19 protein-coding genes are annotated in these 25,485 nt (G+C 69.9%); 11 read left to right on the top strand and 8 right to left on the bottom strand.

The window, feature by feature from the left end:
- Window positions 1–39: 39 nt before the first annotated feature.
- The 3 genes from HUW62_RS04385 to HUW62_RS04375 all read left to right on the top strand — a co-directional run bounded on the left by HUW62_RS04385 (window position 40) and on the right by HUW62_RS04375 (window position 4,428).
- Window positions 40–3,111 (top strand): poly(A) polymerase, encoded by a 3,072-nt coding sequence (locus HUW62_RS04385; protein ID WP_176433639.1) that lies wholly within the window; start codon window positions 40–42, stop codon window positions 3,109–3,111.
- A gap of 80 nt (window positions 3,112–3,191) precedes the next feature.
- Window positions 3,192–3,398, top strand: a complete 207-nt coding sequence (locus HUW62_RS04380; protein WP_163870273.1) for a hypothetical protein — start codon at window positions 3,192–3,194, stop codon at window positions 3,396–3,398.
- A gap of 109 nt (window positions 3,399–3,507) precedes the next feature.
- Window positions 3,508–4,428, top strand: coding sequence for a hypothetical protein (locus tag HUW62_RS04375; protein ID WP_176433638.1), 921 nt, complete (start codon window positions 3,508–3,510; stop codon window positions 4,426–4,428).
- Between the two features lie 27 nt (window positions 4,429–4,455).
- On the opposite strand, the gene HUW62_RS04370 is transcribed toward HUW62_RS04375, so the two are convergent.
- The 5 genes from HUW62_RS04370 to HUW62_RS49610 form a co-directional block, all read right to left on the bottom strand.
- Window positions 4,456–5,742, bottom strand: a complete 1,287-nt coding sequence (locus HUW62_RS04370) for a putative Ig domain-containing protein (protein WP_176433637.1) — start codon at window positions 5,740–5,742, stop codon at window positions 4,456–4,458.
- Between the two features lie 48 nt (window positions 5,743–5,790).
- Window positions 5,791–6,582 (bottom strand): nucleotidyltransferase domain-containing protein, encoded by a 792-nt coding sequence (locus tag HUW62_RS04365; protein ID WP_176433636.1) that lies wholly within the window; start codon window positions 6,580–6,582, stop codon window positions 5,791–5,793.
- A complete protein-coding gene (locus HUW62_RS04360) occupies window positions 6,579–7,874 on the bottom strand; it encodes a nucleotidyltransferase domain-containing protein (RefSeq protein ID WP_176433635.1) in 1,296 nt (431 codons plus the stop codon). The genes HUW62_RS04365 and HUW62_RS04360 overlap by 4 nt, the downstream gene beginning before the upstream one ends.
- A gap of 76 nt (window positions 7,875–7,950) precedes the next feature.
- Window positions 7,951–10,728, bottom strand: a complete 2,778-nt coding sequence (locus tag HUW62_RS04355) for a response regulator (RefSeq protein WP_163870268.1) — start codon at window positions 10,726–10,728, stop codon at window positions 7,951–7,953.
- Between the two features lie 189 nt (window positions 10,729–10,917).
- Window positions 10,918–11,595, bottom strand: a complete 678-nt coding sequence (locus HUW62_RS49610; protein ID WP_163870267.1) for an EF-hand domain-containing protein — start codon at window positions 11,593–11,595, stop codon at window positions 10,918–10,920.
- A gap of 483 nt (window positions 11,596–12,078) precedes the next feature.
- On the opposite strand from HUW62_RS49610, the gene HUW62_RS04345 reads away from it, so the two are divergent.
- Window positions 12,079–14,541 (top strand): RIO1 family regulatory kinase/ATPase, encoded by a 2,463-nt coding sequence (locus HUW62_RS04345; protein ID WP_176433634.1) that lies wholly within the window; start codon window positions 12,079–12,081, stop codon window positions 14,539–14,541.
- A gap of 75 nt (window positions 14,542–14,616) precedes the next feature.
- On the opposite strand, the gene HUW62_RS04340 is transcribed toward HUW62_RS04345, so the two are convergent.
- Window positions 14,617–15,630 (bottom strand): NAD(P)-dependent alcohol dehydrogenase, encoded by a 1,014-nt coding sequence (locus HUW62_RS04340; RefSeq protein WP_163870265.1) that lies wholly within the window; start codon window positions 15,628–15,630, stop codon window positions 14,617–14,619.
- An 80-nt stretch (window positions 15,631–15,710) separates the two neighbouring features.
- Between HUW62_RS04340 and HUW62_RS04335 the strand changes: the two genes are divergently transcribed.
- Both HUW62_RS04335 and HUW62_RS04330 read left to right on the top strand, forming a co-directional pair.
- Complete coding sequence (locus tag HUW62_RS04335) at window positions 15,711–16,703, top strand: multiheme c-type cytochrome (RefSeq protein WP_176433633.1); 993 nt, start codon at window positions 15,711–15,713, stop codon at window positions 16,701–16,703.
- Window positions 16,700–18,244, top strand: coding sequence for a hypothetical protein (locus HUW62_RS04330; protein ID WP_176433632.1), 1,545 nt, complete (start codon window positions 16,700–16,702; stop codon window positions 18,242–18,244). The genes HUW62_RS04335 and HUW62_RS04330 overlap by 4 nt, the downstream gene beginning before the upstream one ends.
- On the opposite strand, the gene HUW62_RS04325 is transcribed toward HUW62_RS04330, so the two are convergent.
- A complete protein-coding gene (locus tag HUW62_RS04325; protein WP_163870262.1) occupies window positions 18,220–18,693 on the bottom strand; it encodes a putative toxin-antitoxin system toxin component, PIN family in 474 nt (157 codons plus the stop codon). The two genes, HUW62_RS04330 and HUW62_RS04325, sit on opposite strands and share 25 nt — an antisense overlap.
- A 50-nt stretch (window positions 18,694–18,743) precedes the next feature.
- Between HUW62_RS04325 and HUW62_RS04320 the strand changes: the two genes are divergently transcribed.
- The 5 genes from HUW62_RS04320 to HUW62_RS04300 all read left to right on the top strand — a co-directional run bounded on the left by HUW62_RS04320 (window position 18,744) and on the right by HUW62_RS04300 (window position 24,494).
- Window positions 18,744–19,772 carry a hypothetical protein gene (locus HUW62_RS04320; RefSeq protein WP_176433631.1) on the top strand — a complete coding sequence of 343 codons (1,029 nt, stop codon included), beginning with the start codon at window positions 18,744–18,746 and terminating at the stop codon, window positions 19,770–19,772.
- Between the two features lie 36 nt (window positions 19,773–19,808).
- Window positions 19,809–20,816, top strand: coding sequence for a VWA domain-containing protein (locus HUW62_RS48470; protein ID WP_255203220.1), 1,008 nt, complete (start codon window positions 19,809–19,811; stop codon window positions 20,814–20,816).
- Window positions 20,813–22,192 carry an adenylosuccinate synthetase gene (locus HUW62_RS04310; protein WP_176433630.1) on the top strand — a complete coding sequence of 460 codons (1,380 nt, stop codon included), beginning with the start codon at window positions 20,813–20,815 and terminating at the stop codon, window positions 22,190–22,192. The genes HUW62_RS48470 and HUW62_RS04310 overlap by 4 nt, the downstream gene beginning before the upstream one ends.
- A 79-nt stretch (window positions 22,193–22,271) precedes the next feature.
- Window positions 22,272–23,174 (top strand): VWA domain-containing protein, encoded by a 903-nt coding sequence (locus HUW62_RS04305; RefSeq protein ID WP_176433629.1) that lies wholly within the window; start codon window positions 22,272–22,274, stop codon window positions 23,172–23,174.
- 63 nt (window positions 23,175–23,237) lie between these two features.
- Window positions 23,238–24,494, top strand: coding sequence for a DEAD/DEAH box helicase (locus HUW62_RS04300; protein WP_163870258.1), 1,257 nt, complete (start codon window positions 23,238–23,240; stop codon window positions 24,492–24,494).
- Between the two features lie 89 nt (window positions 24,495–24,583).
- Here HUW62_RS04300 and HUW62_RS04295 read toward each other — a convergent pair whose 3' ends face one another.
- Window positions 24,584–25,462 (bottom strand): alpha-ketoglutarate-dependent dioxygenase AlkB, encoded by an 879-nt coding sequence (locus HUW62_RS04295; RefSeq protein ID WP_163870257.1) that lies wholly within the window; start codon window positions 25,460–25,462, stop codon window positions 24,584–24,586.
- Window positions 25,463–25,485 lie beyond the last annotated feature (23 nt).

The following is a 25,485-nucleotide window of genomic DNA, read 5'->3' as shown; positions in this document are numbered from 1 at the left end:
GTCGTCAGCGAAGTTCCCCTTCTCAGGTGAGTGCTCGCCATGTCCCAGGAACGCTTCACGACGAGCCGCGAGGTGTACCACCGCATCCGGTGGGACCCTCGACTGGAGGCTCGCGAGTTCGTCATCGGCTACGACGCGCACGGCGAGGCCCTGGACGAGATGCCCTTCGAGGCCTTCGTCCCGGATGGAGAGATTCCGTGGCACCGCGTCTGGTACTTCAAGCGCGGACGCGAGGTGATGTGGGACCGCAAGGAACGCATCGACCGGCTCAGTCACTCCGCGTCCCCCACCGAGGAGCCCGCGCCCGCCCCACGTCGGACGAGCGCGGCTCCAGGCTTCACGCCCCTGCCCTCGTATCGGTACGACACACGCGCCGCGGCGTGGACGAAGGCCTCCCCCACCCCGAACGAGGTGCTGGCGACACCGGATGTGCTCACCGTCGCCACGTTCAACGTCCTCTTCGATTTGTATGACGCGGAGAAGCTCGACACCGAGCGCCGGACTCCGGCGACGCTGAAGCTGCTGCGAGAGACGGACGCGGACGTCATCGCCCTCCAGGAAGTCACCGCTCCCTTTCTGCAAGCACTGCTCGCCGAGTCGTGGGTGCGTGAGCACTACTGGCTGTCGGACGGCCCGGTGGCGAGCACCGTGGAGACCTACGGACAGGTGCTCCTGTCGCGCTTGCCCTTCGCGTCGGTGTGGCAACGCGTCTTCTCTCGGGACAAGCGCATCATCGCCGGTGAGCTGAGGCTGTCGGGCAGCTCGCTGTGGGTGGCCACGCCGCACCTGACGAGCAATCGAGAGGCATCCGGTGCCGCCGCGCGCGTCGTGCAGGTGCAGGCGCTGCTCGACTGGGCTCGCTCGTTGGGCGCCACGGACGAGGGCGGTGCACCGGATATCGTACTCGCCGGTGACTTCAACTTCGGCGCGGGTGAGGACGAAGCGCAGTCCTTCACCCAGGCAGGCTTCGTGGATGCGTGGCCGACGTTGCGACCCGCGGAGACGGGGGAGACCTACAACCCCCTGCTCAACACGCTGGCCGCGCTCACCACCACGTCCGGGCGACTTCAACGACTGGACCGCGTGCTGGTGAAGTCCCCTTCGGGTCGGTTCGCGCCCGACGCCATCTCGCTTTTTGGCGAGGCTCCGCTGGACGGGGCGCCCGCGCCCGCTGGGGGCGCCCTCTTCGCGTCGGACCACTACGGCATCCGCTGCGTCCTCCATCGAGCGGTCTCCTCGCGACCTGACGTCGCGCAAGGAGCGGAGCGGCGGGTCCACCACACAGCGGTGGTGCTCATTCCGCCGGAGACCTCCTGGCCTCCCATCCAGGCCCTGCGCAAGAAGCACGACGCGAAGTTCGAGCGGTGGATGCCGCATGTCACCCTGCTCTACCCCTTCCTCCCGGAAGAGGACTTCGACGCCGCCGAGGCCGTGCTCGCGGAGACCCTGCGCGACCTCGAGCCCTTCGAGGTGACGCTCTCCGCGTTCGACCACTTCGAGCACCGCGTCAACTCGACGGCCTGGCTTCGACCGGACGACGAGCCCCGAGGCGCGCTGGCGGCGCTGCATGCGAAGCTCGTGGCGGCCGTGCCCGAGTGCGAGCCTCCGGGCCATGGCTTCACACCGCACCTCTCCGTGGGACAGCTTCCCCGCTCGGACGATGGGGAGCAGGAGCGGACGCTCGCCACGTGGGCGCGAGGCTGGCGTCCCCTGCGCTTCCAGGTGGGCGAGGTCTGCATCATCCGCCGGAAGGGGGACACACCGTTCGAGGTCGTCCGCCGCATCTCCCTGGGCAGGTCCGCGAGGGGACAGGAAGACGCCACGCTGCACGCGGTGCTCGCGTCCGTTGGCGTGGGCGCGTCCGAATCCGCCAGGGCGTCCAGGGCCCGGGCCGTGGAGCGACTGAGCGGGCTCTGCGAGCGCGTGGGGACCACGCTGCATCCCTATGGCTCCTCACTGCTCGGCACGGATGGACCGGACAGCGACGTGGACGCGGTGGCCATTGGACCTGCGTCCCTGTCTCGTGAGGACTTCGCGCACGCGCTGCTTCGCGAGCTGGCGAAGTCGGAGCCACCCGGCGCCGCGCGCTTCGTGGCCGACGCGGCCATTCCCCTGGTGAAGCTGGTTCTGGAAGGCGTGAGCTTCGATGTCTCGTATGCCAGCCGTCCCGAAGGCGTGGCTGCTTGCGAGCCCTCGACGTTGCTGGCGCTGCATGGCGAGGCGCTTGATTCCGCAGGGCTCCGCTCCGTCCTGGGGCTCGCGGACACGCAAGGGGTGCTGGACGCACTCGGCGACGATGAAGGACAGCGCGAGCGCTTCCGGACCCTGCTTCGCCCGGTGAAGGCGTGGGCCAAGGCGCGGGGCGTCTACTCCCATGCGCTCGGATATCTCGGTGGACTGTCGTGGACGGTGCTCGCGGCGTGGGCCTGCACGCGGGTGGCGCCTGGCACTGTCAGGAGTGACGCGGAATTGCTCGCCCACTTCTTCGGGACGTTCGCCTCCTGGCCCTGGCCGCAGCCCGTGGCCCTCACGCCGGAGACCGCGCGCTACCGCCCGGATGGCAAAAGAGACCTGCTGCCCGTCATCGCACCGGCGGCTCCCGCTCGGAATACCGCGCGCAACGTTTCGCGCTCCACGTTCCGCGTCCTGAGGGACGAGTGGGCTCGCGCGGGGAAGCTCGTGGCCGAAGCCCGCGCCTCGGGTTCGCCCCAGGCATGGGAGGCGCTGTTCCAGCCGCTCGACTCCACCCAGGACCTGCCCACCCACCTGCGCCTGTCCGTCGAAGCGACCTCACACGAGGCCCATGAAGCCGCCATGGGCTGGGTCCTCGGCCATCTCACGGCCCTGGTCTACCGGCTGGAAGGTGACCGACGGCTCGCCGTGCGCCCACTTCAGGCCACACCCGGCAAGGGCCCCGTCCTCATCGGCCTGAGCACCCGGGAGGCCCAGGATGCGAGCGCGCTGACCTGGAAGCCGGGCAGCCCGCTCGTCGAGGCGGTGGAGTCCTTCCGCGCTTCCTATCTGGAGTGGCAGCACCGCCCCAAAGGCACCTCGCTCCAGGTGGAATGGCTGCGGGGAAACAACAGGGGCGGCCTGGACCCACAGTCCTGACCTTGTCACGAGTTGGCAAGGTCTGAGCTTTTTCACAAAGACAACGATTAGTCTTCGCGCCTCCTTTTCAAGGAGGCTGTATGGGCAAGCGTTGGAGTGGTGCGACGGCCGCCGTGGTGGCCTCACTGGTCCTGCTGGCGTGCGGCGGAATCATGACGGAGTCCGACGGTTCGCAGGCCATTGGCAGCCTCCAGCAGCCCACGAAAGCGGGGTTCTATTACCCGTGCGGCGATGGCAGTTGCGATGGGAATGAGGCGGTCACCTGCCCCTCGGACTGCTGCGTTTAACCCAGACCAGGAGGGGCACCCGCCGTGTCCCTTCCATGGCAGGTCCTGCCCAACAACTCCTGGAGTGAGTTAGCCTTCACGGCAAGTCATCATCTCCGGGGGTCATGTCTTGGCGGAAACCTATCGAGTCGCGAAGCTTCCCATCCGACTGCGCGGCTTCGTGGAGCCGGATACGAACGCGCAGTTCGAGGGCTACGCCGAGCCGGGAACGTACTTCGTCCTGGAAGAGCGCCCCGGCTACCCGACGCCTGACACCGACTACGCGCGACTGGAAGTGCCCACGCTCGGCGCGCTGGACACCTGGATTTGCGTGCGCTGGCGCACCCAGCGCTACGCGACGCTCGTCAATCAGGAGAAGCCGCCTCCTGCAGTGAGGCTTCGCTTCGACGACGAGCCCATGGCCATCCGCGAGGACAGACTCGTCGCGCTCCTCGGTGGGTTGCGTGGCTTCCGGTATGACCTGGACAAGGCCTACTACCCGTGGCCGCTGCCAGGCATCACGGTCCCCATGACGCCGCCCCAGTTCAACAACTGCTGCACCTTCGTGGAGGCCCTCACGGTGAAGGCCTATGCGGACGCGCACGGCGACAGCTTCACCTGGGACTCCCGCCGCCACCGGCAGATGATGATTGCCTCCACGGAGGACTACTTCTCGCCCGTCACCGCCGCCATCGAGAGCGGCATGGCCATCCCCGCGCCCTCCCCGGACGTGTCTCCACACCCGTGGACGCTCATCCAGGGCTGGCGAAACCAGTGGCGCTCCGGCCACACCTTCCTCGTGGTGGACCACCACCCCGCGACGGACAAGGTGCTGGTGCTGGAGTCCAACTCCGCCTACCAGCTCGACGGCGTCGGCTACCGGGCCATCGGCAACCTGAGGGACAAAGGCATCCAGCCTCCGGCCAACTGGTGGACGCTGCCGGACGTGTGGACGTGGCGACAGCTCTGCTCGACCTACCTGTTCCGGCAACAGGCGTGGCTCAAGGTCAAGGACCGCTCGCTGTCGCGGCTGTCACCCACCGCGCCCTGAGCCGCACCCTCCCGGTTCACCCACGCGTCAGTCGTTGGCCGCGCCCGCCAATATCCATGAACGAATGAGGACGAGCAGCCCCGGCTGCTGGTCGAAATAGGTCGGATTGTTCCGGGGCATGCGGGACCCGCACGTCGTGCCCTCCAGCTTCCGGATGAGCGCCGAGTTGCCCGGGTCGCCTGGAGCGACGCGCCTGGTCGGGCCACAGGCATTGGCGGTCACATTGACCAGGTTGCTGTAGCTGGAGCCCGAGGCGAGGTTGAGGCCTCCGTTCGAGCCATGGCAGCCCGTGCAAGGGACGGAGGTCCAGATGCCCTGCACATTCGCGGAGTACCGGGGCACGGAGACCGGAAGGGTGACGGTGCGCACCACGGGCGTGCTCGCGCCATCCGTGACACTCACGGAGAAGGTGAACGAGGTCTGCGTCGCGACGACTGGCGAATACCACTGCGCGCTGCTCCCGGTGCGAGCACCCACCCAGGTTCCCGAGGAGGCCGGGGCCGTCTGCGTCCATGAGTAGGTCAGCGGGTCCCCATCCGCGTCGCTCGCGGTGATGGAGAACGTCCCCGTCACACCCGCGACCAGCGTCGTGGGCCCGGAGATGGTGGCGGCGACGACGGGCGGGCGGTTGCCCTTCTGGACGGCGATGTCGATGGTGGCCTGTGCGCTGCCGCCCCGCCCATCGGTGACGGTGACGCGCAGCGTGTACGTTCCGCTGGAGGTGACATCCGGAGCCGTCCACACGGGACTGGTGGAAGCGGCGTTGTCGAAGGTCCCTCTGGGTGTGGCGGGGGCCGCCTGCTCCCAGGAGTACGTCAGCGGATCCCCATCCACGTCGGAGCCACTGACGGCCAGGGTGAGGGCCTGCTGTTCGTCGACGGTGGTGGCCGTCGCAGTGGGCGTCGACAGCGTCGGCGGAGTGTTCTGGGGAACGGGCGGGGCGACGTCCACGTCCACCGAGCCCTGCTCGGAGCCACCTCGGCCGTCGCTCACGCTCACCTTCAGGGTGAAGCGCTGGCTCGTGCTCACCACCGGCGCCGTCCAGCTGGGGGCGGGCGCGGAGATGTTGGTGAATGTCCCCGCCGGGGAAGCGGGAACCTGCGTCCATGCATAGGTGAGCACATCCCCATCCGGGTCCGAGGCCTCCAGCGTCAGCGACACGGGACTCCCGGAGCTCACCGCGGTGGGCTGCGCGGTCGGCCCCGTCAGCGTCGGAGGCTTGTTGCTGGGGAGCGGGTCGTCACCGCCACACGCCAGCCCTCCGAACCCGAGGAACAACCAAGCCAGCAGCGACAGTGAGAGCGACAAGCGCATGAAGGGTCCTCGGTGCGAGTGACCGAGAACCTATCAGGTGGAGTCGTCTCAGGCGGCGACGAACCGCCTGCGCCGCAGGTCCAGCATCCACGCCTCCAGCGCATCCACGGCCGCCTGGGGAGGTTCCCCGGGCAACACGGAGGCCTCCAGCGCGGCGTCGAGCACCTCGAAGGAGCGGGCCACCTCCGCGCGCCACTTCGCGCTCAGCGACTCGGGCAGCTCGGTCTTCTCTCCGCGCCGCTTCTGCTCCACCAGCTCGTGGGCCTCCGCGAAGCCATGGGCATCCAGCAGCTCGGTGACGTCCGTCTCCACTTCTCCGGTGCGCAGCGCGTGCGTCCCGGTGAGCGTGGTGCGCAGCACGTAGAGGAGCTTCTTCGCGGAGAGAAAGCCGCTCTTCTCCCACTCGCGGAGCTGGCCCTGGGCGAAGCCCCGGTAGTGCCGGTGCACGCGACGCGACAACACGCCGCGCACCAGTGGCTGAAGGGCCTCCAGCTCCGGGGACACCCGCACCGGGATGGCGCCCACCAGGCGCTCCAGGTAGTTGCCATTGCCCTGCAACAGTCCCTGGAGTACGGGCTGGAGTTCGTTGGACGAGTAGTCCACCTCCACGCCGTCCACCACCTGGAGGCGCTCGGCGTTGAGGTGGCGGGGCTGCAGGCCCAGCAGCAGGGCCGTGGGCGCGATGTGGATGGACTTCAGGTCCAGGTCGCTGTCCGGCGAGGGAAAGCCATAGGCATGCGCGCCCGACAGCGACACCACCAGGTGCTCTCGCTTCGCGGACTCCTCATCGAGCACACGGTCCGCCACCGTCCGCTCCTGCTCCGTCATCGTGCCCTTCATTCCGAATCCCTCCACTCCGTCACCGGGGCCTCGGGCGCGTCGTGCCCCAGCGGTCCGGGGGTCTTCATCACCCAACGCCGCGCCACCTCGTCCCCCACCCGCCGCAACAACCGGTCCGCGCGCGCGTAGTCGGGATGCTCCGGCAGGCGACTCTCCTGACGTGCCGCCTCCAGCTCCGGCGCCATCGCCTCGGCGTCCCTCAGCACATCGTCGAGCGGCACGCTGCCTTCCTTGATGGCCAGCAGCCGCGCCTTCAGCGCCCCCGTCGCCTCGAAGACGGGCTCGCCCTGGCGCAGCCAACCCGTGGCGGTGGCAATCAACCGCAGCAGGTTGTACGCGTTCTTCGGCCGCAGCTCCCGCGCGGACGGAGGACGCTGTCCCCCACCCCGCGCATAGGCCGTCAGCGCCGCGAAGTCGTTCGCCGTGAGCAGCCCCTGGTCCCACAGTGAGCGGTAGAGCTGCTTCACGTACGTCTTCGCCGCCAGCAGCGCGTCCTGCTGCGTGGGCGCCTCGCGCGGCGACACCTCCGACAGGCGCCGCGCCACCTCGTCCAGGTTTGGCGCCGGCTCCTCGCACAGCCACTCCAGCAGCAGGTCCCTGTGCTCGGCCAGCCGCTGGCTGCGCGTGAGCTTGTCCAACTGGCTCATGGCGTAGCGCCCGAAGCTGCCGAAGATGGCCTGCGAGACGAACGCCTCGCGCTCCGCGAGGAACCACTCGCCCAGTTCGTCCATGGCCTTGGCCCCCGGGACGAACAACGTCTCCAGCGTGTTCGGGTCCGCCCGCAGCGCCTGCTCCACCGTCTTGCGCGTCTCCCAGTAGGTGCTGCTGCCATCGGCGCTCACCAGGTCCATGGGCGCCTCCACGAGGCCGAAGGTCCACGAGAGCGGCAGCGCGAAGATGCCGCGCACGTCCACGTCGGACTTCTCATTCGCCAGGCCCCAGGCATGACTGCCCACGCGCGTCTCCAGCACCACGCAGGGAACCAGGGACTGCCAGGCCGCCTCACGGCGCCTCGCGAACTGGACCTGTCCCGGTCGCCGGGGCACCAGCTCCTCGCGCGCGAACCACACCTCGCCCACGCCAACAATCTGGATGTCGAGCCCACCATCCCGGGCCCGCACCACGCGCCCCACCACGCCCTGGGGAATCCGCCGCCCGCCCGAGGCCAGGCGCTCCACGCGCGTCGTCACCTCGGTGCCGTGCGGCAGGGGCACCGACAGCCGGTCCACCTGCTCCAGCCCCCGGATGCGAGAAGTCCCCGAGCGGGGAGGGTCCGTTGGAGAGTTGCTCATGGCGTTCACCTCGAAGGGGAAGGTCGCGGTCGCCAGGGACGGCGCCAGCCCCGAGGGGCTGACCACCCCATGGGACTCAGCTCCGGGACGCGGGTGCTCCGATGCTCTCACGCAGGCGGGACAAGAGCCTCCGGGCCACCTCCAGCTCCGCCCGACAGCGGTCCAGGCGCTCCGCCATGTCCGCGACGTCGCCCGCGTCCGCGCGCAGCTCGATGTCCCGGCACTGCATCTCCAGCGCCGCCGCGCCGAACCACGCGGCGTTGGACTTGAGGGTGTGCGCGGCCCGGCTGAGGTCATCCAGCAACCCATGTCGCAGGGCCGTGTACGCGTCGTCGAGCAGCGCCGGCATGCTGTGCAGCGCGGTGTCGATGAGCTCCGGGAGGATGTTCGCCGCCTGGGTGCCCAGCTCCCGCCACAGTCGCGCCAGCGCGGCGGACTGCAGGCCGGGAATGCGCGCCGCCACCGGGACGATCTCCTCGTCGAGCGGCGCATCCACGAGCGTGCCGCGCTCCGCCCGCGCGCGCGTGCCTCCCTGTGGACGCGGCGTCTGACAGCGCACCAGCGCGGCCGTCAGCGCCTCCACGCGGATGGGCTTGGCGAGGAAGTCATCCATCCCCGCCTCGAAGCACTGCTCCCGGTCCGAGTCCATCGCATTGGCCGTCATCGCGATGACCCACGGCTGCACGTTGGGCGGCAGCTCCTGGCGCAGCCGACGCGTGGCCTCCAGCCCATCCATCTCCGGCATCTGGAGGTCCATCAGCACCACGTCGAAGCGCTGGCGCATGGCCCACTCCACTGCCTCACGGCCGTTGGACGCCGCCTGCACCGGGTAGCCCAGCCGGTCCAGCATCAGGCTGGCCAGTCGCTGATTGGTGGGGTTGTCCTCCACCAGCAGGATGCGCAACGGAACACGGTCCCCTGGACGGTCCCTGGGAACGGGCGCCCCCGAGGGAGCGGACTCCGCGCGGACGCGGGCCACGTCCCGCGAGAAGCAGGACATCAACGTGTCGTGGAGCTGAGAGGCTTTCATCGGGCGGGACAGCACCCCTGAGAAGAGGCCCGGCGGTGGCACCGCGCGACGACCGGGCGAGGTGAGCAGCAACAACGGCAGCGAGCGGAGGTCATCCCGCTCACGGATGCGCGCCGCGAGCGTAGGCCCGTCCAGGCCCGGCATCTGGTGGTCGATGAGCACGACGTCGAAGCCCGCGCCCGGCTGGAGCTTCGCCAGCGCCTCCATCCCCGAGCCCGCCTCCACGGGCTCCGCGCCCCAGGACTGGAGCTGTCGTCCCAACAGCCGCCGGTTGATGGCGTTGTCGTCGACGATGAGCACCCGGCGGCCTTGCAGCAGCGGCTGGTCCGCGCGCAGATACCCCGCCGTCGTCTGAGGCGCGGCCTGCACCGTGAGCGCGAAGTGGAACGTGGCGCCCCGCCCCGGCACGCCCTCGCTCTCCACCCAGATGCGCCCGCCCATCGCCTCCACCAGGCGCTTGGAGATGGCGAGCCCCAGGCCCGTCCCACCGAACTTGCGCGTCACCGCGACGTCGAGCTGGTTGAAGGGCTGGAAGAGCCCCTTCTGCATCTCCGTGGAGATGCCGGGCCCCGTGTCCTGCACGGAGAAGGTGAGCTCCCAGGGCGAGTCGGGCGCCTCGGTGCGACGCGCGCCGTCCACGGAGACGACGGCGCCCCCGGACTCGGTGAACTTGAGCGCGTTGCCCACCAGGTTGAGCAGCACCTGACGCAGCCGCGAGGCATCTCCCATCACCACCTGCGGCACCTTCGGCGAGATGTCCGCGCCCAGGTCCAACCCCTTCTCGCTGGCGCGCACCGCGAGCAGGTCCAGCACCGACTCCACGCACTGCCGCAGGTCGAACGGGCGCAGGTCCGTCTCGAACCGGCCCGCTTCAATCTTGGAGAAGTCCAGCACGTCGTTGAGCAGGGTGAGCAACGCCTCGCTGCTCTGACGGATGGTGGAGATGAACTCCCGCTGCTCCCCTGACAGATGCGTGTCCAGCATCAGCCCCGTCATGCCGATGATGGCGTTCATCGGCGTGCGAATCTCGTGGCTCATCGTCGCCAGGAACAGGCTCTTGGCCTGGTTGGCGGACTCCGCCGCCTGGCGCGCGCGCTGGAGGTCGGTGATGTCGTGGTAGATGGCGATGAAGCCCAACTGCCGGCCTCCCACCGACACCGGCAACGCCAGCAGCTCCACGTCGACGATGGTGTGGTCCTTGCGCAGCCGCCGGGTGACGGAGTGCACGCGGCCCCGCTGCGTCACGTCCCGCTGCGCCTTCTTCGCCTCGGGGAGGACGGTCTCCTCTGTCGCGACGAGGTCGAAGATGTGCTTGCCCAGCGCTTCCTGCGGCGTGTACCCGAAGAGCCGCTCCGCGGCGGGGTTCCACGACAGGACGATGAACTGGCGGGTGATGGTGACGATGGCCACCGGGCTGTTGCGCACCACCGCCTCGAAGAACTCCTTCTGCTGGCGGATGGAGGCCTCCACCTCCAGGCTGCCGCGCATGTCCTGGAGCTGGAGCACCCAGCCCAGCGGCGTGCCCCGCGCATCCACCTGCGTCAGCGTCTGCACGCGCAGGTAGTACGCCGGCCCCGAGCCTCCTGGACGCTGCCCCGCCAGCTCCGTCTCATGCGGCGTGTCGGGCGAGCCTCGCGTGTCCGGGGGACGCCAGCCCGACAACAGCCGCGTCACCGCCATGCCCACCAGCTCCGCGCGGGGTCCGAAGATGCGCTCCGCGGCGCGGTTGACCTCCTGGATGAGCTGCGCGGCGTCGAGCACGAGCACCGCGTCGCGCGCGTGCTCGAAGACGGTGGAATGTGCTCTGGACGCCAGGTCGGACACAGTTCCCCCTTCGCGCCGCGAGTGTAGGTCAGCCCGGCCCCCCGTCACTATTTAGAGGCACTCGAACAGCAGAGGGCTCGTGGGCCGGCCCCTTCCCCCTGCGTGTTCCGGGTCTCCCCTGGGTGAACCCGGCCGGTCACGACGTCGTCACCATCGCGGACCGGCCTTCCCCTGGCCCCCGCGGCCGAATCAGCGGCTGGTCCACCACGCCTTGAACTTGCTCCAGGAGATCTTCCCCGTGCGGTCCGTGTCGACGATGTCGACGGCGATCTCCAGCTCCTCGTCGGTGACGTTCTGACCGAGCGCCTCCAGCAGCCGCGCGAACTCCGCGCGTTCGATGGTGCCGGTACGGTTGCGGTCATAGCGCTGGAAGATGTCGAGCAACTCGTTGCCGGAGCTGGTCAGCTCATCCACCGCCGCGTGCGCGGGCGCCAGGGGCTGGATGCCCGCGGACGAGGTCTCCACCTCCTCGACGAAGGGCGAGCCCGTGGCCGGGCGCTCATCCCAGGCGACGGCGATGACCTCCGCGGACGGCGGCGCCTCGGGCTTCTTCCGGGACACCGCGCGCGGGGGAGAGCGAGGCGTCGTCGCCTTCTTCGTGGGCTTCGTCGCGACGCTCGCACGCGCGGATGTCGTCTTCGCGGCGCTCTTGCGCGTCGCCGCCTTCTTCGTGGCGCTCTTTCGAGCCGCGCTCTTCTTCACGGGGGCCTTGCGAGCCGCGCCCTTCTTCGCGGCACTCTTTCGAGTCGCGCTCTTCTTCGCGGGCGCCTTCCGTGCCGCGCCCTTCTTCGTCGCGGCCTTCTTCGGGGTGGAGGCGCGCCGGGATGACTTCTTCGCAGCACTGGACTTGCGTTTCTTCGTCGCCATGGGTGACTCCTCCTGGGCGGCGCGCATCGTAGCGCTCTCCCGGTGCGGGTCGGCAGTCCCCTGCGTGCAGGTGCTTTCGAGCCCCCGGATTGACGCCTGGGCTGTCGGGTGACGGAAGAGGGCCCGCACCTGGCTCCGTGGAGGTGGCCTGACGAGGGGGCTTGCAGTCGCCTGCCCGCCTGCTGTTCCACCGCGAGGTCGTCCAGCACCCGGCCTCATTTGCGGGCCCCGAGTTCAAGGCCTTGGCCTCTGGGTCAGGGGTAGGATTGACTCACCCGCTCCGCCGTCCCCTTGATACCCTGGAACCCTGGCGGACAAACTGTTAGCAGGCCGAGCGTCGGCTCCCCTGACTGCTACCGGGGATATCGCGGTAGCAAGAGGGCCCCGCCAGATGTTCACATGCCACCGCGCGCTGCGAGCAGGGCCGCACCGCGCTGAATCTCGTGACACCCGCCCGAGCCCCAGAAGGACTTCCGCCTCTGAATGAATGACTCGCTAGAGACCCTCCTCGCCGACGGAATCATCGAGGCCGTCATCGGCCAGTTGAAGACCGGTAAGGAAGCGGAGGTGTGGCTGGTCCAGCACGCCGGGCAGGTGGTCGCAGCCAAGTTGTACAAGCAGCGCCACGAGCGGAACTTCCGCAACAACGTGGGCTATCGGGAAGGGCGCGAGGTGCGCAACTCCCGGACGCGTCGCGCCATGGAGAAGGGCAGCCGCTTCGGGCAAGCCGCCTCCGAGGAGGCATGGAAGAGCGCCGAGGCCGACTCGCTCTACAAGTTGCACGGCCAGGGCGTGCGCGTGCCGACGCCGGTGATGTTCTACGAGGGCATCCTGCTGATGGAGCTGGTGCTCGACGCACAGGGCCAACCCGCGCCCCGGCTGGTGGAGGCGCCCCCGGCGACGCCCGACGAAGCGCAGGCGCTGTACGTGGACCTGCGGGCGCAGGTGGTCAGCATGTTGTGCGCCGACCTCATCCACGGAGACCTGTCTCCCTACAACATCCTGATGGGCTACGCGGGGCCCACCATCATCGACTTTCCGCAGACCATCGCCGCCGCGCGCAACAACCGCGCGGAGTTCTACTTCCGGCGCGACCTGGACAACGTGCGCGAGTTCCTCGCGGGCATCGCGCCCTGGCTGCACGGCGCCTCGGGTGACACGGGGGAGATCTGGGCGGCGTACAACAAGCGGGAGCTGACGCCGGACTTCGTCCCGTCCGGGACCTTCCGCGACTCGAAGCGTCGCGCGGGTGCCGGACGTCCGGACGCGCGCATGGAGGGCGGCAACCGACGTCGCGACTTCCAGCCGGAACCGGTGGAAGTGCTGCCCGAGCCACCCAAGGCTCCCATGACGCCCGAGGAGGCCGAAGAGGCCGAGTTGCGCGAACTGGAGGCCCTGGTGCTTCGCCAGGGAGGTGGCGAGCGGAGCAGGCCTCCAGCGTCGCCACCGCAGCGAGGGGGACGTCGCGGACCGGGTCGTTCTCCGCCGCGCTCCGGCAACAGCCGCCCTGGTGCACCGGCCTCCGCGCCGCGGAGTGGTGGTGGTGCGGGTGCCGCTCGCCCGCCTCAGGGAGGAGCTCAGGCGGGTGGACCTCGCACGGGTCCGGCTGAGCAGCGCAACGGAAGCCCGCGTTCGACCCAGGTCGAGCAACGTGGTGGACCGCGTTCGCCTCAGGTCGAGCAGCGTGGAGGTCCTCGTGCGCCGCAGGTCGAGCAGCGTGGAAGTCCTCGTGCGCCGCAGGTCGAGCAGCGTGGTGGACCTCGCTCGCCCCCGGTCGAGCAGCGTGGTGGACCTCGCTCGCTCCCAGTCGAGCAGCGTGGGGGTCCTCGCTCGCCGCAGGTCGAGCAGCGTGGGGGTCCTCGTTCGCCCCCGGTCGAGCAGCGCGGTGGACCTCGCTCGCCCCCAGTCGAGCAGCGTGGAGGTCCTCGTTCGCCACAGGTCGAGCAGCGTGGTGGACCTCGCTCGCCCCCAGTCGAGCAGCGTGCCTCGGGTGATTCGCCCAATGGGAGCCCCCGGGCCGCGCAGGGCGAGCCTCGTAACGGCGTGACGGGTCGTGCCACGGAAGACTCTCGCGGCGGATACCCACGTGCCGCGGATGATTCGCGCAATGGCAGCCCGCGTGCCCAGGAGGACGAGCAGAGCACCCGTGGCGGTCAGCGCAACGGGGACGCGTCTCGCAACAGCCGTCCTCGCATCTCGGATGATTCGCGTCATGGCGGTCCGCGTGCGACTGGCGGTGAGCAGCGCAACGGTGGTTCGCACCTCGCGGAGGAGTCACGCGGCAACGGCCCGCGCGCTTCGGATGAATCGCGCAACGGCAATCCACGCACCCGGGGTGGCGAGCAGCGCAATGGCAGCCCGCGCTTCTCGGACGATTCACGCAACGGCGCTCCAAGCGGCTATCCCGCCGACGCCGCTCCGTCGACCTCGGGTCCGCAGCACAACAAGACGGCTCGCGGCGCATCGCGTGAACCGTCCGGTGAGGACTCCTCGCGCCCTGTCGCGGGAGAGCAGCGCCGAGGCAATCCGCGCAATGGAGGACCTCGCGGCGCCCAGGGTGACTCACGCAACGGCCCTCGCTCCTCGCAGGGTGACTCGCGCAACGGCGCTCCTCGTCCTCCGTATGAGCAGCCCTCCGCGCCAAACGGGCGTCATGGCAACGAGGTCCGGGCTGGTGGCGAAAGTCCCTTCCCGGGCAACGAGAAGCGCGGTGGCAACCGCAGGGGCTCCCAGCCCCTCGTGGAGACCCGCTCCGAAAACAACGCGCCTGACGCCAGCCCCGGTGGCAACACGCCGCGCGAGCCTCGGCAGAACGGCCCCCGTCAGCAGCGCGCCCCTCAGTCTCGGGGAGGCAGCCCCCGTGGGCCTCGCGGGGGTCCCCAGGTGAGCTACGTCGCCCGCTCCAACAACCCCTCGGACTCGGGCCCGACCGAAACGGGCTCCTGAGCGCCCGTCGGCACCCAGGCCCGGTGAGCAATCCATCTCACCGGGCCCTCGCGGACACCGACGGCGGGCCCCGGCTCACCCCACGCGAACGACGACCTTCCCGAAGTGCGCGCCGCTCTTGAGGTGATGGAACGCCGCCACCGCCTCGTCGAAGGCGAAGACGCGGTCCACCACGGGCCGCACCGTGTGCTGCGAGAAGGCGCGCAGCAGCGCCTCGAAGCCCTGGCGATGCCCCACCAGGATTCCCTGCACCCGCAGGTTCTGCATCAGGATGGACGTCAGCGGCACCGCGCCCGCGACGCCGCTCAGCACGCCGATGACGGACACCGTGCCTCCGGGCCGCACCGCGCGCAGTGACTTCTCGAACGTCCCCGCTCCGCCCACCTCCACCACGTGGTCCACGCCCACGTTCCCCGTGAGCGCCCGCGCCGCCTTGTCCCAGTCCGGTGCCTTCACGTAGTTGATGACGTCGTGCGCACCCATCGCCCGCGCCCGCTCCAGCTTGTCGTCGCGACTGGAGGTGATGATGACGCGCGCGCCCATCAACTTCGCGATCTGCAACGCGAAGATGGAGACCCCACCCGTCCCCTGGAGCAGCACCACGTCCCCTGCCTTAAACGCGCCGTAGGTCACCAGCGCGCTCCAGGCCGTGAGCGCCGCGCACGGCAGCGTGGCCGCCTCCTCATCCGACAGATACGCGGGCGTCGGCACCACGCCGTCCTCGTGCAACACCATCGTGTCGGCCAGCGCTCCATCCAGCGGGCCTCCCAGCGTGTTCTGCTGCGCCGTGCGCGTCGGCTCTCCCGAGGGCCACGCCTGCGAGAAGAGGCCCACGACCCGGTCCCCCGGCTTCACGCGCGTGACACCCTGCCCCACCGCGTCCACCACACCCGCGCCGTCGGAGTTGGGAATCAGCGGCAGCTTCTGCCTCGGGTTGTAGCGCCCCTCCACCATCATCAGGTCGCGGTAGTTGAGGCTCGTCGCCTTCACCCTCACCCGCACCTGGAACGGGCCCGGCGTGGGGTCCGGCCGCTCACCCAGCACCAGCTTGTCCAACCCGAATCCGTCTCGAATCTCGTAGGCCCGCATGGGTCGGGTTCTACCGCGCCCACGCCCCAGGGTGGGAGTCGCGCTCGCACGCGGAGGACGCCTACACTCCCCGCCTCACCGTGCACGCCCTCCTCCTCACCTGCGCACTGCTGGCCTCCGCGCCCGGCCCCCGCTTCCCCCAGGGCACCGCGCGGATGGAGGTCGGCCCCGCACCGCATGGGCTCCCCGACTGGAGCGTCCAGCGCTGCGCGGAGTGCCACGCGCCCCAGGTCGACGCCTGGAAGCGCAGCGGCCACGCCACCGCGCGCACGGACGATGTCTTCCAGGTCGCCATCACCGAGGACCGCCCGGCCTGGTGCGTCCAATGTCACGCCCCCCTCGCACGCAACCTGGAGCGAGGCGCGCTCCCCTCCGACAGTCCGCCCGAGGAACACGGCGTCACCTGCGCGGGCTGCCACGCGCCCCTCGGCGACGCGAAGGCCACTCCCGCGATGCCCTGCGCGGGCTGCCACCAGTTCGGCTTCCCGGTGCTCCAGGGCGACGGCCAGCGCGTCCGGCTTTCCGATACCCAATCGCAACAGGACACCGTGGGCGAATGGAGCCGGTGGCAGAAGCAGACGGGCGACACGCGCCACTGCGCGAGCTGTCACATGCCGCGCGGCGACCATGGACTGGGAGGCACCCGTCGCACCGAGTCTCTCAAGGCCGCGCTCGTCGTGGAGGCCGTGGACGGCGCGCTCCTGCTCTCCACGCGCGACGTGGGCCACGCCTTCCCCTCCGGTGACGTCATGCGCTGGGTCAGCGTGGAGGTCTCCGACCATCCCCTCTTCGAGTCCTCGCGCACCGTGGCCACGCTGGGCCGCCGCCTGGAAACGCGCCCCTGGCCTCCCGAGACACTGCCTCACCTGGGCGCCGTCGAGGACACGCGGCTGCTTCCGGGCTCGCCTCGCCGCGTCCGACTGCCCGCTGGCGCGCGCTATGCCCGCGTCGTCTACCACCTGGTGTCCCGAGAGCAGGAAGACTCGGGGCTCTATCCCCCGGGCCTCTCACGGCTGGTGCTGTGGGCCGCGCCCCTTCCGTCACCCCGCGAATCCCTGGAGCGCAAGCCATGATTCTCCTGTCGCTCATCCTCGCCGCCGCGCCGCCCATCCTCCTGGAGCCCGACGCGGGCACCGCCCACCGCCTGCATCCCCGCCGCGTGACGGCGTCCTCCTTCCTGGAGAACGGCTGGAACAAGCACGCCCAGAACTATCTCCCCCTCTATGTCGCCGACGATGACCCGGCCACCGCCTGGGTGGAGGGCGCCAAGGGAACCGGCGTGGGCGAGGCGATTGAGTGGTGGGGCCCGGAGCTGACGCGCGCGAAGTCCTTCCGCGTCTTCCTGCGCAACGGCTACCAGAAGACGGACAAGCTCTACCGGGCCAACGCCCGGCCCAAGGCCGTGAAGCTGGAGCCGCTCGTCCAGGGAGAGACGGGGCCGCGGACGACGGGCACCGCGGTGGAGGTGGAGCTGAAGGACGTGCTCGGCTGGCAGGAAGTCCCGCTGCCCGTGCCCGGCAAGGTCCAGGGCGTACGGCTCACCCTCGTGTCCACCTATCCCGGCACGTCATACGACGACACCTGCCTGAGCGACCTGCGCGTGTACGTGGAGGGCGAGGACCCCTACAAGGCGGAGCTGGAGACGGCCGCCTTCGAGCAGGTGCGCTCCTACGCGTACGAGCGGAAGATGGCCGCCGCGCGCAACGACACGCAAGCGAAGCTGGAGTGGGCACCTCGCTACAAGACCGAGGACCTCCTCATCCAGAAGAACAACGACAAGCAGCAAACGGCCCTGTACCAGACGGAGCGCACCCCCACGAAGTGGCTGGCCCTGGTGCCGGCGAAGGACTCCTACAAGGCGGAGCTGGCCCGCGCGAAGGCGGTGGCGGAGCTGTTCGACCGAGCCAACCTGAACCGGGACGGCGACAAGTCCGAGGCCCGCGCGAAATGGGCTCGGGTGAGGTCCGCGCTGCTTCGCCCGCAGAAGGCCGCCGCCAGTTCGGCGCTGTCCTCCATGGAGGACCCGGGGCTCATGCGCGTCGCGGGCCTGCTGCACCTGGCGGACGCGTCCTTCTTCGAGGCCGACGCCACCCAGGCCCAGATGCGCGCGAAGATCGCCAGCACCCGCAAGGCGGAGGCCCGCGCGCTCTCCTCCTGCATCAATCAATGCGAGGCGGACCGCAAGGGCAGGACGCTCACCGAGTCCGAGGAGATCTGCGACTGCGCTGACCAGTGCATGGGCTGCATGGATGACCGGGAGACCTCATTGAGCACCCGGAGCCAGCAGCTCAAGCACCAGCTCACCGGCGGCGAGTTCGTCCAGGGAACGCTCGCCCAGCCCACCGCGTTCCTGCGCGGGCTCAGCGAGGAGAACGGCGCCCGCGAGTCGTGGATCAACTTCCGCCAGACGCTCGTCACCTACTCGGGCGAGAAGGCCGACACGGTGCTCGTCTTCGGAAACAAGGACGCGGAGGACGGCGGAGAGCCCGTCTACGTGCACGTGCTCGACTGGAGCGAGGCCGGGGGCAAGGCGAAGTTGACCTCCATCACCACCTTCATCGTCGGGCTCGAGTCGGTGCGCGTGCTGCGCTACCGGCCCGTCACCAGCGCCTGAGCCTCCAGTCGCGCCACGGCCTGGCGGGGGGTGAGGATGACGAAGGGCAGCTCCCGCCGGTCCGCCATCGACAACACGCGTTTGTCCTTGCTCACCAGCCACGCGGCCCCGGCCCGGGCGGCCAGGAGGAGGAACTTCTGGTCGTCCCGGTCCTTGCACCGAGGCAGCTCCAGCGCGGCCCCGGACGCATCCGGCGGGAGCACCTTCACGCTCGCCCGATAGCGTTCGAGGGCCGTGCTCCGGCCCTCCATGTTCCTCCCCGGCAGGAAGTGGCGCGATGCCAGCACGAAGCCCAGCTCCGCCAGCGTCGCATCCTCCGCCCAGGCCACCAGTGTGCCCGCCCCCAGAGCAGTCTGGAGCACACGCAGCGCGGGGTCCTCGAAGACGTACAGGTCCAGGACGACGTTGGTGTCGAGCACCACGGGAAGCGGAGGAGCCAATGGGGACATTCAGGTTCCAGGAGGCCGAGGTATGCTCGTCCGGCACTGAGTGAGGGGTGATGGAACTACAGCTTTTGAAGTGTCCTGGCTGCGGCGCGAAGCTCCCGCCCCCGTCCTCGCCGAATGGCATCCTCACGTGTGACTACTGCGGCGCCATGGTATCCGCGAAGGGCGCGGCCATCTGGCCCAAGCCCGCTCGCCCCGCCGACGACCCGCCGTTCGCTCCGGACCGGCCTCGCGTCACCGTGGCGAACACGCGCTACGTGCTGCTCGGCCGTCTGGGCCGGGGTGACGGCAGTGACGTGTTCCTCGCGCGCCGCGACTCGCGCATCACCGAGCTGGTGGTGCTCAAGGTGGCCCGTGCCCTCGTCGACAAGGACTTGCTCGCCCACGAGTACGAGGTGCTGGAGGACCTGCAGCGCACCAAGGCCCAGGGCGCCGAGTACTTCACCCGCCTGCTCCCCCAGCCCGTGGCGCGGGGCACCGCGAAGGACCCGGAGGGCGTCGCCCGCGCTGCGCTGGTGTACCGCTGGACGAGCGGCTTCCAGCACACCCTCGCCGACGTGCGCGAGGTGTACCCCGACGGTGTCGACCCGCGCGCCGCGGTGTGGATGTGGAAGCGCGCGCTGGAGCTGTTGGGCTTCGTGCATCGCGCGGGCTACGTCCACGGCGCGGTGCTGCCGCCCCACTTGCTCGTCCACCCTCGGGACCACGGGTTGATGCTGATCGGCTGGTCCAGCGCCGGGAAGATTCGAAATCTCATGCCCCTTGTCGCCACCAGCGCGTCGCATCGGGACTTCTATTTCGATGCGATGTGGGACGGAGGAGGCGTGCCCACTCCGGCATCGGACGTGGCGATGTGCGCGCGCTCCATCGCCTGGGTGCTCGGTGGAGACCCGGCGACGGGCTCGGTGCCGTCGCACGTGCCGGCGCCCCTGGCGGAGCTGCTGCGCGCACAGCACACGAGTTCGGGGGGGAGCGGCCTGGAAGTCGATGCGTGGAGCGTGAAGGAGCTGGTGTCCACCGCCGCGCAAGAGGCCTTCGGTCCGCCGAGTTACGTTCCCTTCACCCTGCCTGGGTGGCGTTGAGCGCGGCCTGTCCGCGCGTGGAAGGAGAGTCGAGCCATGGGTTACGGGAGCTACAGCCACGCGGCACACGCGGCCTTCACCCGGGCGCGTGAGGAAGTCCCCCTCCAGCGCGTCTTCAAGCAGGAGCGCTGTCATCCACTGATGGACCCGCACGGCGTGAAGTGGCGGGAGAGTCGCGACAGCGAAGCGCATTCCAAGTCGCTGGGCATCGTCTTCGCCCTCGACGTCACGGGCTCCATGGGCTCCATCCCGGAGCTGCTCGCCCGTCGCCGGCTGCCCGACTTCATGAAGTCGCTGATGGACGTGGGCATCCCCGACCCGCAGGTCCTCTTCATGGCGGTGGGCGACGCGAACAGCGACCACGCTCCGCTCCAGGTGGGCCAGTTCGAGTCCTCCGAGCGGCAGATGGACCAGTGGCTGACTTCCAGCTACCTGGAAGGCGGTGGCGGCACGCCCGGCACCGAGTCCTACGAGCTGGGCATGTACTTCGCCGCGCGCCACACGGACCTGGACTGCTGGCGCAAGCGCAAGCACCGGGGCTACTTCTTCATGACGGGCGACGAGCGCCCCTATGGGTACGTCTCCCGCAAGCAGGTGGCGTCCCTCATCGGCGACACGCTGGACGAGGACCTGCCCGTGCGACAGGTGGTGGAGGAGCTCCAGGTCGGCTTCGAGCCGTTCTTCCTCATCCCCGACATGGCCCGACGCCGCAACTGCGAGCGCGACTGGCGCGAGCTGCTCGGGGACCGCGTCATCTGCATGGAGGACCCCAGCGACACGGTGGATGTCGCGTCCAGCCTCGTGGGCCTGTGCGAGGGCGCCATCTCCGACCTGGATGCGCTGGCCCGCCATCTGGAGAAGGGGGGGCTGGAGCGCGCCCGACGCGGCGCCGTCATCCGCGCACTCACGTCCTTCGCGGCGACGCTGGGGAGAGACGGCACGCCGCAGCCCCGGCTGGAGGATGAGCAGTTGCCGACGAATGACTACAACTCCGGCCATCGGCGCATCCCCGGCCCCCGGCGAAGCCCTCTCGACGAGCGATGAAGGCGCCCCGCGCGGCCCACGTCGTCGTCGACCTCGGCTTCGGCGACGCGGGCAAGGGCACGCTCACGGACTGGCTGGTGCGACGGCACGACGCGCGCCTCGTCGTGCGCTTCAACGGAGGCGCCCAGGCGGGCCACAACGTCGTCACCGATGAGGGCCGACACCACACCTTCTCGCAGCTCGGCGCGGGCACCTTCGTCCCTGGCGTCGCCACGCACCTGGCGCACTCCACCGTCTTCCATCCGCTGGCCCTTCACGTGGAAGCCCAGTACCTCGCTGATAGCGGCGTGCCAGACGGCCTGTCGCGTGTGACGGTGAGCGAGCGGGCCCGGGTCATCACCCCGTTCCACCAAGCGGTTGGCCGGCTGCGCGAGCTGAGCCGGGGCGCGAATCGACATGGCACCTGCGGCGTGGGCGTGGGCGAGACGGTGCGCGATGCGCTCGCGCATCCAGAGGCCACCGTCCTCGCTGGAGACATGTGTCAGCCGGCGGTCCTGTTGAGAAAGGCTCGCGCCGCGCAGGAGCGACTCCGCGCGGAGGTTGCCGACTGGCGGCATTCCGCACTGGGCCATCCCGACGCCATGCAGGAACTGGCGTTGCTGGAGGACTCCGATATCCCGTCGCGCTGGGTGGAGGCCGTGCGCGTCATCCATCCCGAGCAGCGCGTGGTGGGCGACGACTGGCTCGGTGCACGACTGCGTGAGGGCCACACTGTCTTCGAGGGCGCTCAGGGCGTCCTCCTGGATGAGTGGCGCGGCTTCCACCCCCACACCACCTGGAGCACCTGCACCTTCGAGCCGGCCCTGACGCTGCTGCGCGAGCAGGGCTTCGACGGAGATGTGCATCGCCTCGGCGTGCTCCGCGCCTACGCCACGCGCCACGGCGAGGGCCCCTTCCCCACCGAGGAGCCGTCGCTCGCGCCCGCCGTGCCCGAACCTCACAACACCGCCGAAGGCTGGCAGGGCGGCTTCCGTGTGGGCGCGTTCGATGCGGTCCTCGGACGCTATGCGCTCCAGGTCTGCGGCGGCGTGGACTCGCTCGCCGTGACGCATGTGGACAGGCTCACCCCGCACTGGTCCGTGTGCTCCGCGTACCACGCTCCTCCGGGCACCCCAGAGGACGAGGCGCTCGTGCTGCGCGACGAGGCCGGACGCGTCACCGCGCTGCGTCCCGGCGCGGCCCAGGACCTCGCCTGGCAGGCACGCCTCGCCAGGGCGCTCGCCCGCTGTGCTCCCGAGCGGACGACGTTGTCACTCGGAGACACCTCCGACACACGGACACAGCGCTTCGTCACCTGGGTGGAGGCGAACCTGGGGGTGCGCGTCTCGGTGACGTCCCACGGCCCCAGGGCCCGGGACAAGCGCCCCAGGGGCTGACGAGGGCGCGCCGTCCGGGCTAGCTTCGGGGCGCCGCGAGACACCTTCGCGGAGTCTCCACCGAGGGGGTCGAGCAACCATGGGTTACGGGAGTTACAGCCACAAGGCACATGAGGCGATGACGCGGGCTCGCAGCGAGCTTCCGCCTCAGGAAGTCTTCAAGCAGCGCGCCTGCCATCCCCAGATGGACCCCCTGGGGGTGAAGTTCCGCGAGAGCCGCGACAGCGAGGCGCATCCGAACTCGCTCGCCGTCGTCATGGCGCTCGACGTGACGGGCTCCATGGGCAACATCCCCGAAATCCTCGCGCGCCAGACGTTCCCCTCCTTCATGAAGGACCTCATGGAGGCCGGCATCCCCGACCCGCAGGTGCTCTTCATGGCCGTGGGTGACGCGTTCTTCGACCGCGCCCCGCTCCAGGTCGGACAGTTCGAGTCCTCCGAGAACCAACTGGACCAGTGGCTCACCTGGATGTTCCTGGAGCGCGGCGGTGGCTCGAACCCCGGCGAGTCGTACGAGCTGGGCATGTACTTCGCCGCCGAGCACACCTCGATGGACTGCTTCGAGAAGCGCAAGAAGAAGGGCTACTTCTTCATGACGGGCGACGAGCCCGCCCTGGAGAACGTGTCCAGGTCCCAGGTGGTGAACATCATCGGAGACAGCCTCGACAGGGACATGCCCATCCACCAGGCCGTCGAGCGGCTGGAGCGGACGTTCCACCCGTTCTTCCTCATCCCGGACCAGCGGCGTCGCGGCTACTGCGAGGACTTCTGGCGCATCGTCATGGGCGACCGGGTCATCTGCATGGACGACCCGGTGGACACCTGTGACGTGGCCGCCGCGCTGGTGGCGCTCACCGAGCGCGCCGTCCCCCACCTCGACGCCGTCGCCAGGCGGCTGCGCGACTCCGGCAAGTCTCCCGAGCGGGTGAAGGGCATCCTCCGGGCCCTGGAGCCCTGGGCCCAGAAGCTGCGGGCCACCTAGTAGATTGACCGTGTCGGCCTAGGCTCTTTCCCACGGGGCCTCGCGCCGTGATACCCCGAAGCCGTGAGTGAATCCTTCGACCGGCTCGGACTGTCCAAAGCCACCCTCGGCGCCCTGCGCCGGGTGCGCTTCACACAGCCCACTCCCATCCAATCCCAGGCGATTCCCCCGGCCCTCTCGGGCAAGGACATCATCGGCTGCGCGGCCACCGGCACCGGCAAGACGGCCGCCTATGTGCTGCCCCTCGTGGAGCGCTTCCACAGCAAGAAGGGCACGCTCGGCCTGGTGCTCGCGCCCACCCGTGAGCTCATCCAGCAGATCTCCGAGCCCGTGCAGGTCTTCGCCGAGGCCCGTGGCCTGACGCACGCCGTGGTCATCGGCGGCGAGGACATGGGCGCCCAGGTGGAGGCGCTCAAGGCCCAGCCCACCTTCGTGCTCGCCACGCCCGGCCGGCTGGTGGACCTGCTGGAGAACGGGATGGTGGACTTCGGCAAGCTGGAGGCCCTCGTCCTCGACGAGGCGGACCGGATGCTCGACATGGGCTTCCTCCCGCAGCTCGAGCGCATCTTCGAGGCGCTGCCCCGCCGTCGGCAGACGCTGCTGTTCTCCGCGACGCTGGGGCCGGACGTCACTCGCTTCGCTCGCGAGATGCTGTACCGGCCGGTGCGCGTGGAGGTGACTCGCAGCGGCACTCCCGCCGAGCGCGCCGAGCAGCGGCTCTACGTCGTCAAGCCGGAGGAGAAGTCCGCGCTGCTGCTGACGCTGCTGGCGGAGGACGAGGCCACCGCGCTCGTCTTCACCAAGACGAAGGAGCGGGCGGACAAGGTGCTGCGCACCCTCCAGCGCGCGGGCCACAAGAGCGCGGTGCTGCACGCGGACCGGACGCAGAACCAGCGTCGCCAGGCGATGGAGGGCTTCCGCAAGGGGACGTACCGCTGCCTCGTCGCCACCGACATCGCCGCGCGCGGCCTGGACGTGGAGGACGTGGGACAGGTCATCAACTACGACCTGCCCCACTCCCCCGAGGACTACGTACACCGCATCGGCCGCACCGCGCGCGCGCAGGCCAGCGGCGTGGCCTCCACCTTCGCCACGTCCAAGGACAAGGCCGTCGTCGCGCAAATCGAGCGCATCATGCGCGGGCAGATTCCCCGCGTGGAGGTGCCTCGCGACTCCCCTGTGTTCCGGGAGGCGTGGAACCAGTTCGTCGCCTCGCAGAAGGACCCGGGCCCGCCTCAGCAGGACTCGGAGGCGCCGCCCCAGCGCGAGCAGCGACAGCCCGCGGGACGCCACGCGCGGACGCATCGCAAGCAGCGCTGACCGCGGACCAGAGCGCCCGGGACGACTCGCCCGGACGCATCGCAAGCAGCGCTGACCGGGGCCACGAGGTCCCGGGACGACTCGCGCCCTCAGGGTGACGCGGGGCGCTCCCGGGCCAGCTCCGCACGGAAGAAGGCGCTGCCCTTCGCGAGCTGCTCCATGTAGCCGCGCACGTCCTCGCGCGCCTCGTCGGACAGCTTCGCGAAGGGAATCACATGCACGTCCGGCACGTAGCGGAACGTCAGATTGATGCGCCGCGTGCGGAAGTCCGGCAGCTTCGGCGCCAGGTCATGCCCGTCGCGCGTGTCCACGCGCTGCACCCGGTGGAACGTCTCCTCCTTCCACCGCGTCCCGCCGAACAACTCCAGCGAGCCGTCATCCAGCCACTGCTCCAGCACCACCGCGTCGCGCTCGCCGGGCCGTGAGGACGTGACGAACTGGATGAGCGCCCGCTCGCCGAAGGACAGCGAGGCCACCGGCCCCGGCTCGAAGTCCTTGTGCTCACCCACTCGCGCCGTGTCCACCCAGCGGTCCTCTTCCAGCCGGCTGCCGTAGAAGTTCACCAGACAGGTGTTGAGGTGCCAGCCCTTGGGCATGTCCGGGCCCCGGAACATGCGCCGCGCCAGCTCCTCGACTTTGTCCACCTGCCGCTGGAGCACCGCCGGGAAGGGCTCCGCCTTCACGCACCGGTTCAAGAGGCCCTTCGGAGGGCGGTAGTAGTCCAGGCACGCGAACTGCCAGTTGCCCAGCCAGTACACCGGTCGCAACAGGCGCCGCTGCTGCTGCCCCGGCGGAGGTGGGAAGTGCTTGGAGTAGCGCTCCTCCCAGAGCGGGTGGAGGGCCCCGAGCCAGCTCAGGATGTCCGTCCGGTCCACGGCGGACAGGAAGCTCGCGTTGTAGTGGTGACCCGGAGTGCGCTGGCGGGCCTTGTGGGCCAGCGAGGGGCCACGGCGGGGGGGAAGGGCCATGGGCGGCCCCGTGCTACCACACC

Origin of the sequence: Myxococcus sp. AM011 (assembly GCF_013372595.1) — a bacterium.
GTDB classification, from domain to species: Bacteria; Myxococcota; Myxococcia; order Myxococcales; family Myxococcaceae; genus Myxococcus; species Myxococcus eversor.
The sequence above is the reverse complement of the archived record's forward strand: the minus strand, read 5'-3'. Positions and strand labels throughout refer to the sequence as shown.

Bases quoted from the DNA above. Each gene is read 5' to 3' on its own strand.
- HUW62_RS04385 (WP_176433639.1), top strand. From the start codon at position 40: ATGTCCCAGGAACGCTTCACGACGAGCCGCGAGGTGTACCACCGCATC.
- HUW62_RS04380 (WP_163870273.1), top strand. From the start codon at position 3,192: ATGGGCAAGCGTTGGAGTGGTGCGACGGCCGCCGTGGTGGCCTCACTG.
- HUW62_RS04370 (WP_176433637.1), bottom strand. From the start codon at position 5,742: ATGCGCTTGTCGCTCTCACTGTCGCTGCTGGCTTGGTTGTTCCTCGGG.
- HUW62_RS04365 (WP_176433636.1), bottom strand. From the start codon at position 6,582: ATGAAGGGCACGATGACGGAGCAGGAGCGGACGGTGGCGGACCGTGTG.
- HUW62_RS04360 (WP_176433635.1), bottom strand. From the start codon at position 7,874: ATGAGCAACTCTCCAACGGACCCTCCCCGCTCGGGGACTTCTCGCATC.
- HUW62_RS49610 (WP_163870267.1), bottom strand. From the start codon at position 11,595: ATGGCGACGAAGAAACGCAAGTCCAGTGCTGCGAAGAAGTCATCCCGG.
- HUW62_RS04345 (WP_176433634.1), top strand. From the start codon at position 12,079: ATGAATGACTCGCTAGAGACCCTCCTCGCCGACGGAATCATCGAGGCC.
- HUW62_RS04340 (WP_163870265.1), bottom strand. From the start codon at position 15,630: ATGCGGGCCTACGAGATTCGAGACGGATTCGGGTTGGACAAGCTGGTG.
- HUW62_RS04330 (WP_176433632.1), top strand. From the start codon at position 16,700: ATGATTCTCCTGTCGCTCATCCTCGCCGCCGCGCCGCCCATCCTCCTG.
- HUW62_RS04325 (WP_163870262.1), bottom strand. From the start codon at position 18,693: ATGTCCCCATTGGCTCCTCCGCTTCCCGTGGTGCTCGACACCAACGTC.
- HUW62_RS04320 (WP_176433631.1), top strand. From the start codon at position 18,744: ATGGAACTACAGCTTTTGAAGTGTCCTGGCTGCGGCGCGAAGCTCCCG.
- HUW62_RS48470 (WP_255203220.1), top strand. From the start codon at position 19,809: ATGGGTTACGGGAGCTACAGCCACGCGGCACACGCGGCCTTCACCCGG.
- HUW62_RS04310 (WP_176433630.1), top strand. From the start codon at position 20,813: ATGAAGGCGCCCCGCGCGGCCCACGTCGTCGTCGACCTCGGCTTCGGC.
- HUW62_RS04305 (WP_176433629.1), top strand. From the start codon at position 22,272: ATGGGTTACGGGAGTTACAGCCACAAGGCACATGAGGCGATGACGCGG.
- HUW62_RS04295 (WP_163870257.1), bottom strand. From the start codon at position 25,462: ATGGCCCTTCCCCCCCGCCGTGGCCCCTCGCTGGCCCACAAGGCCCGC.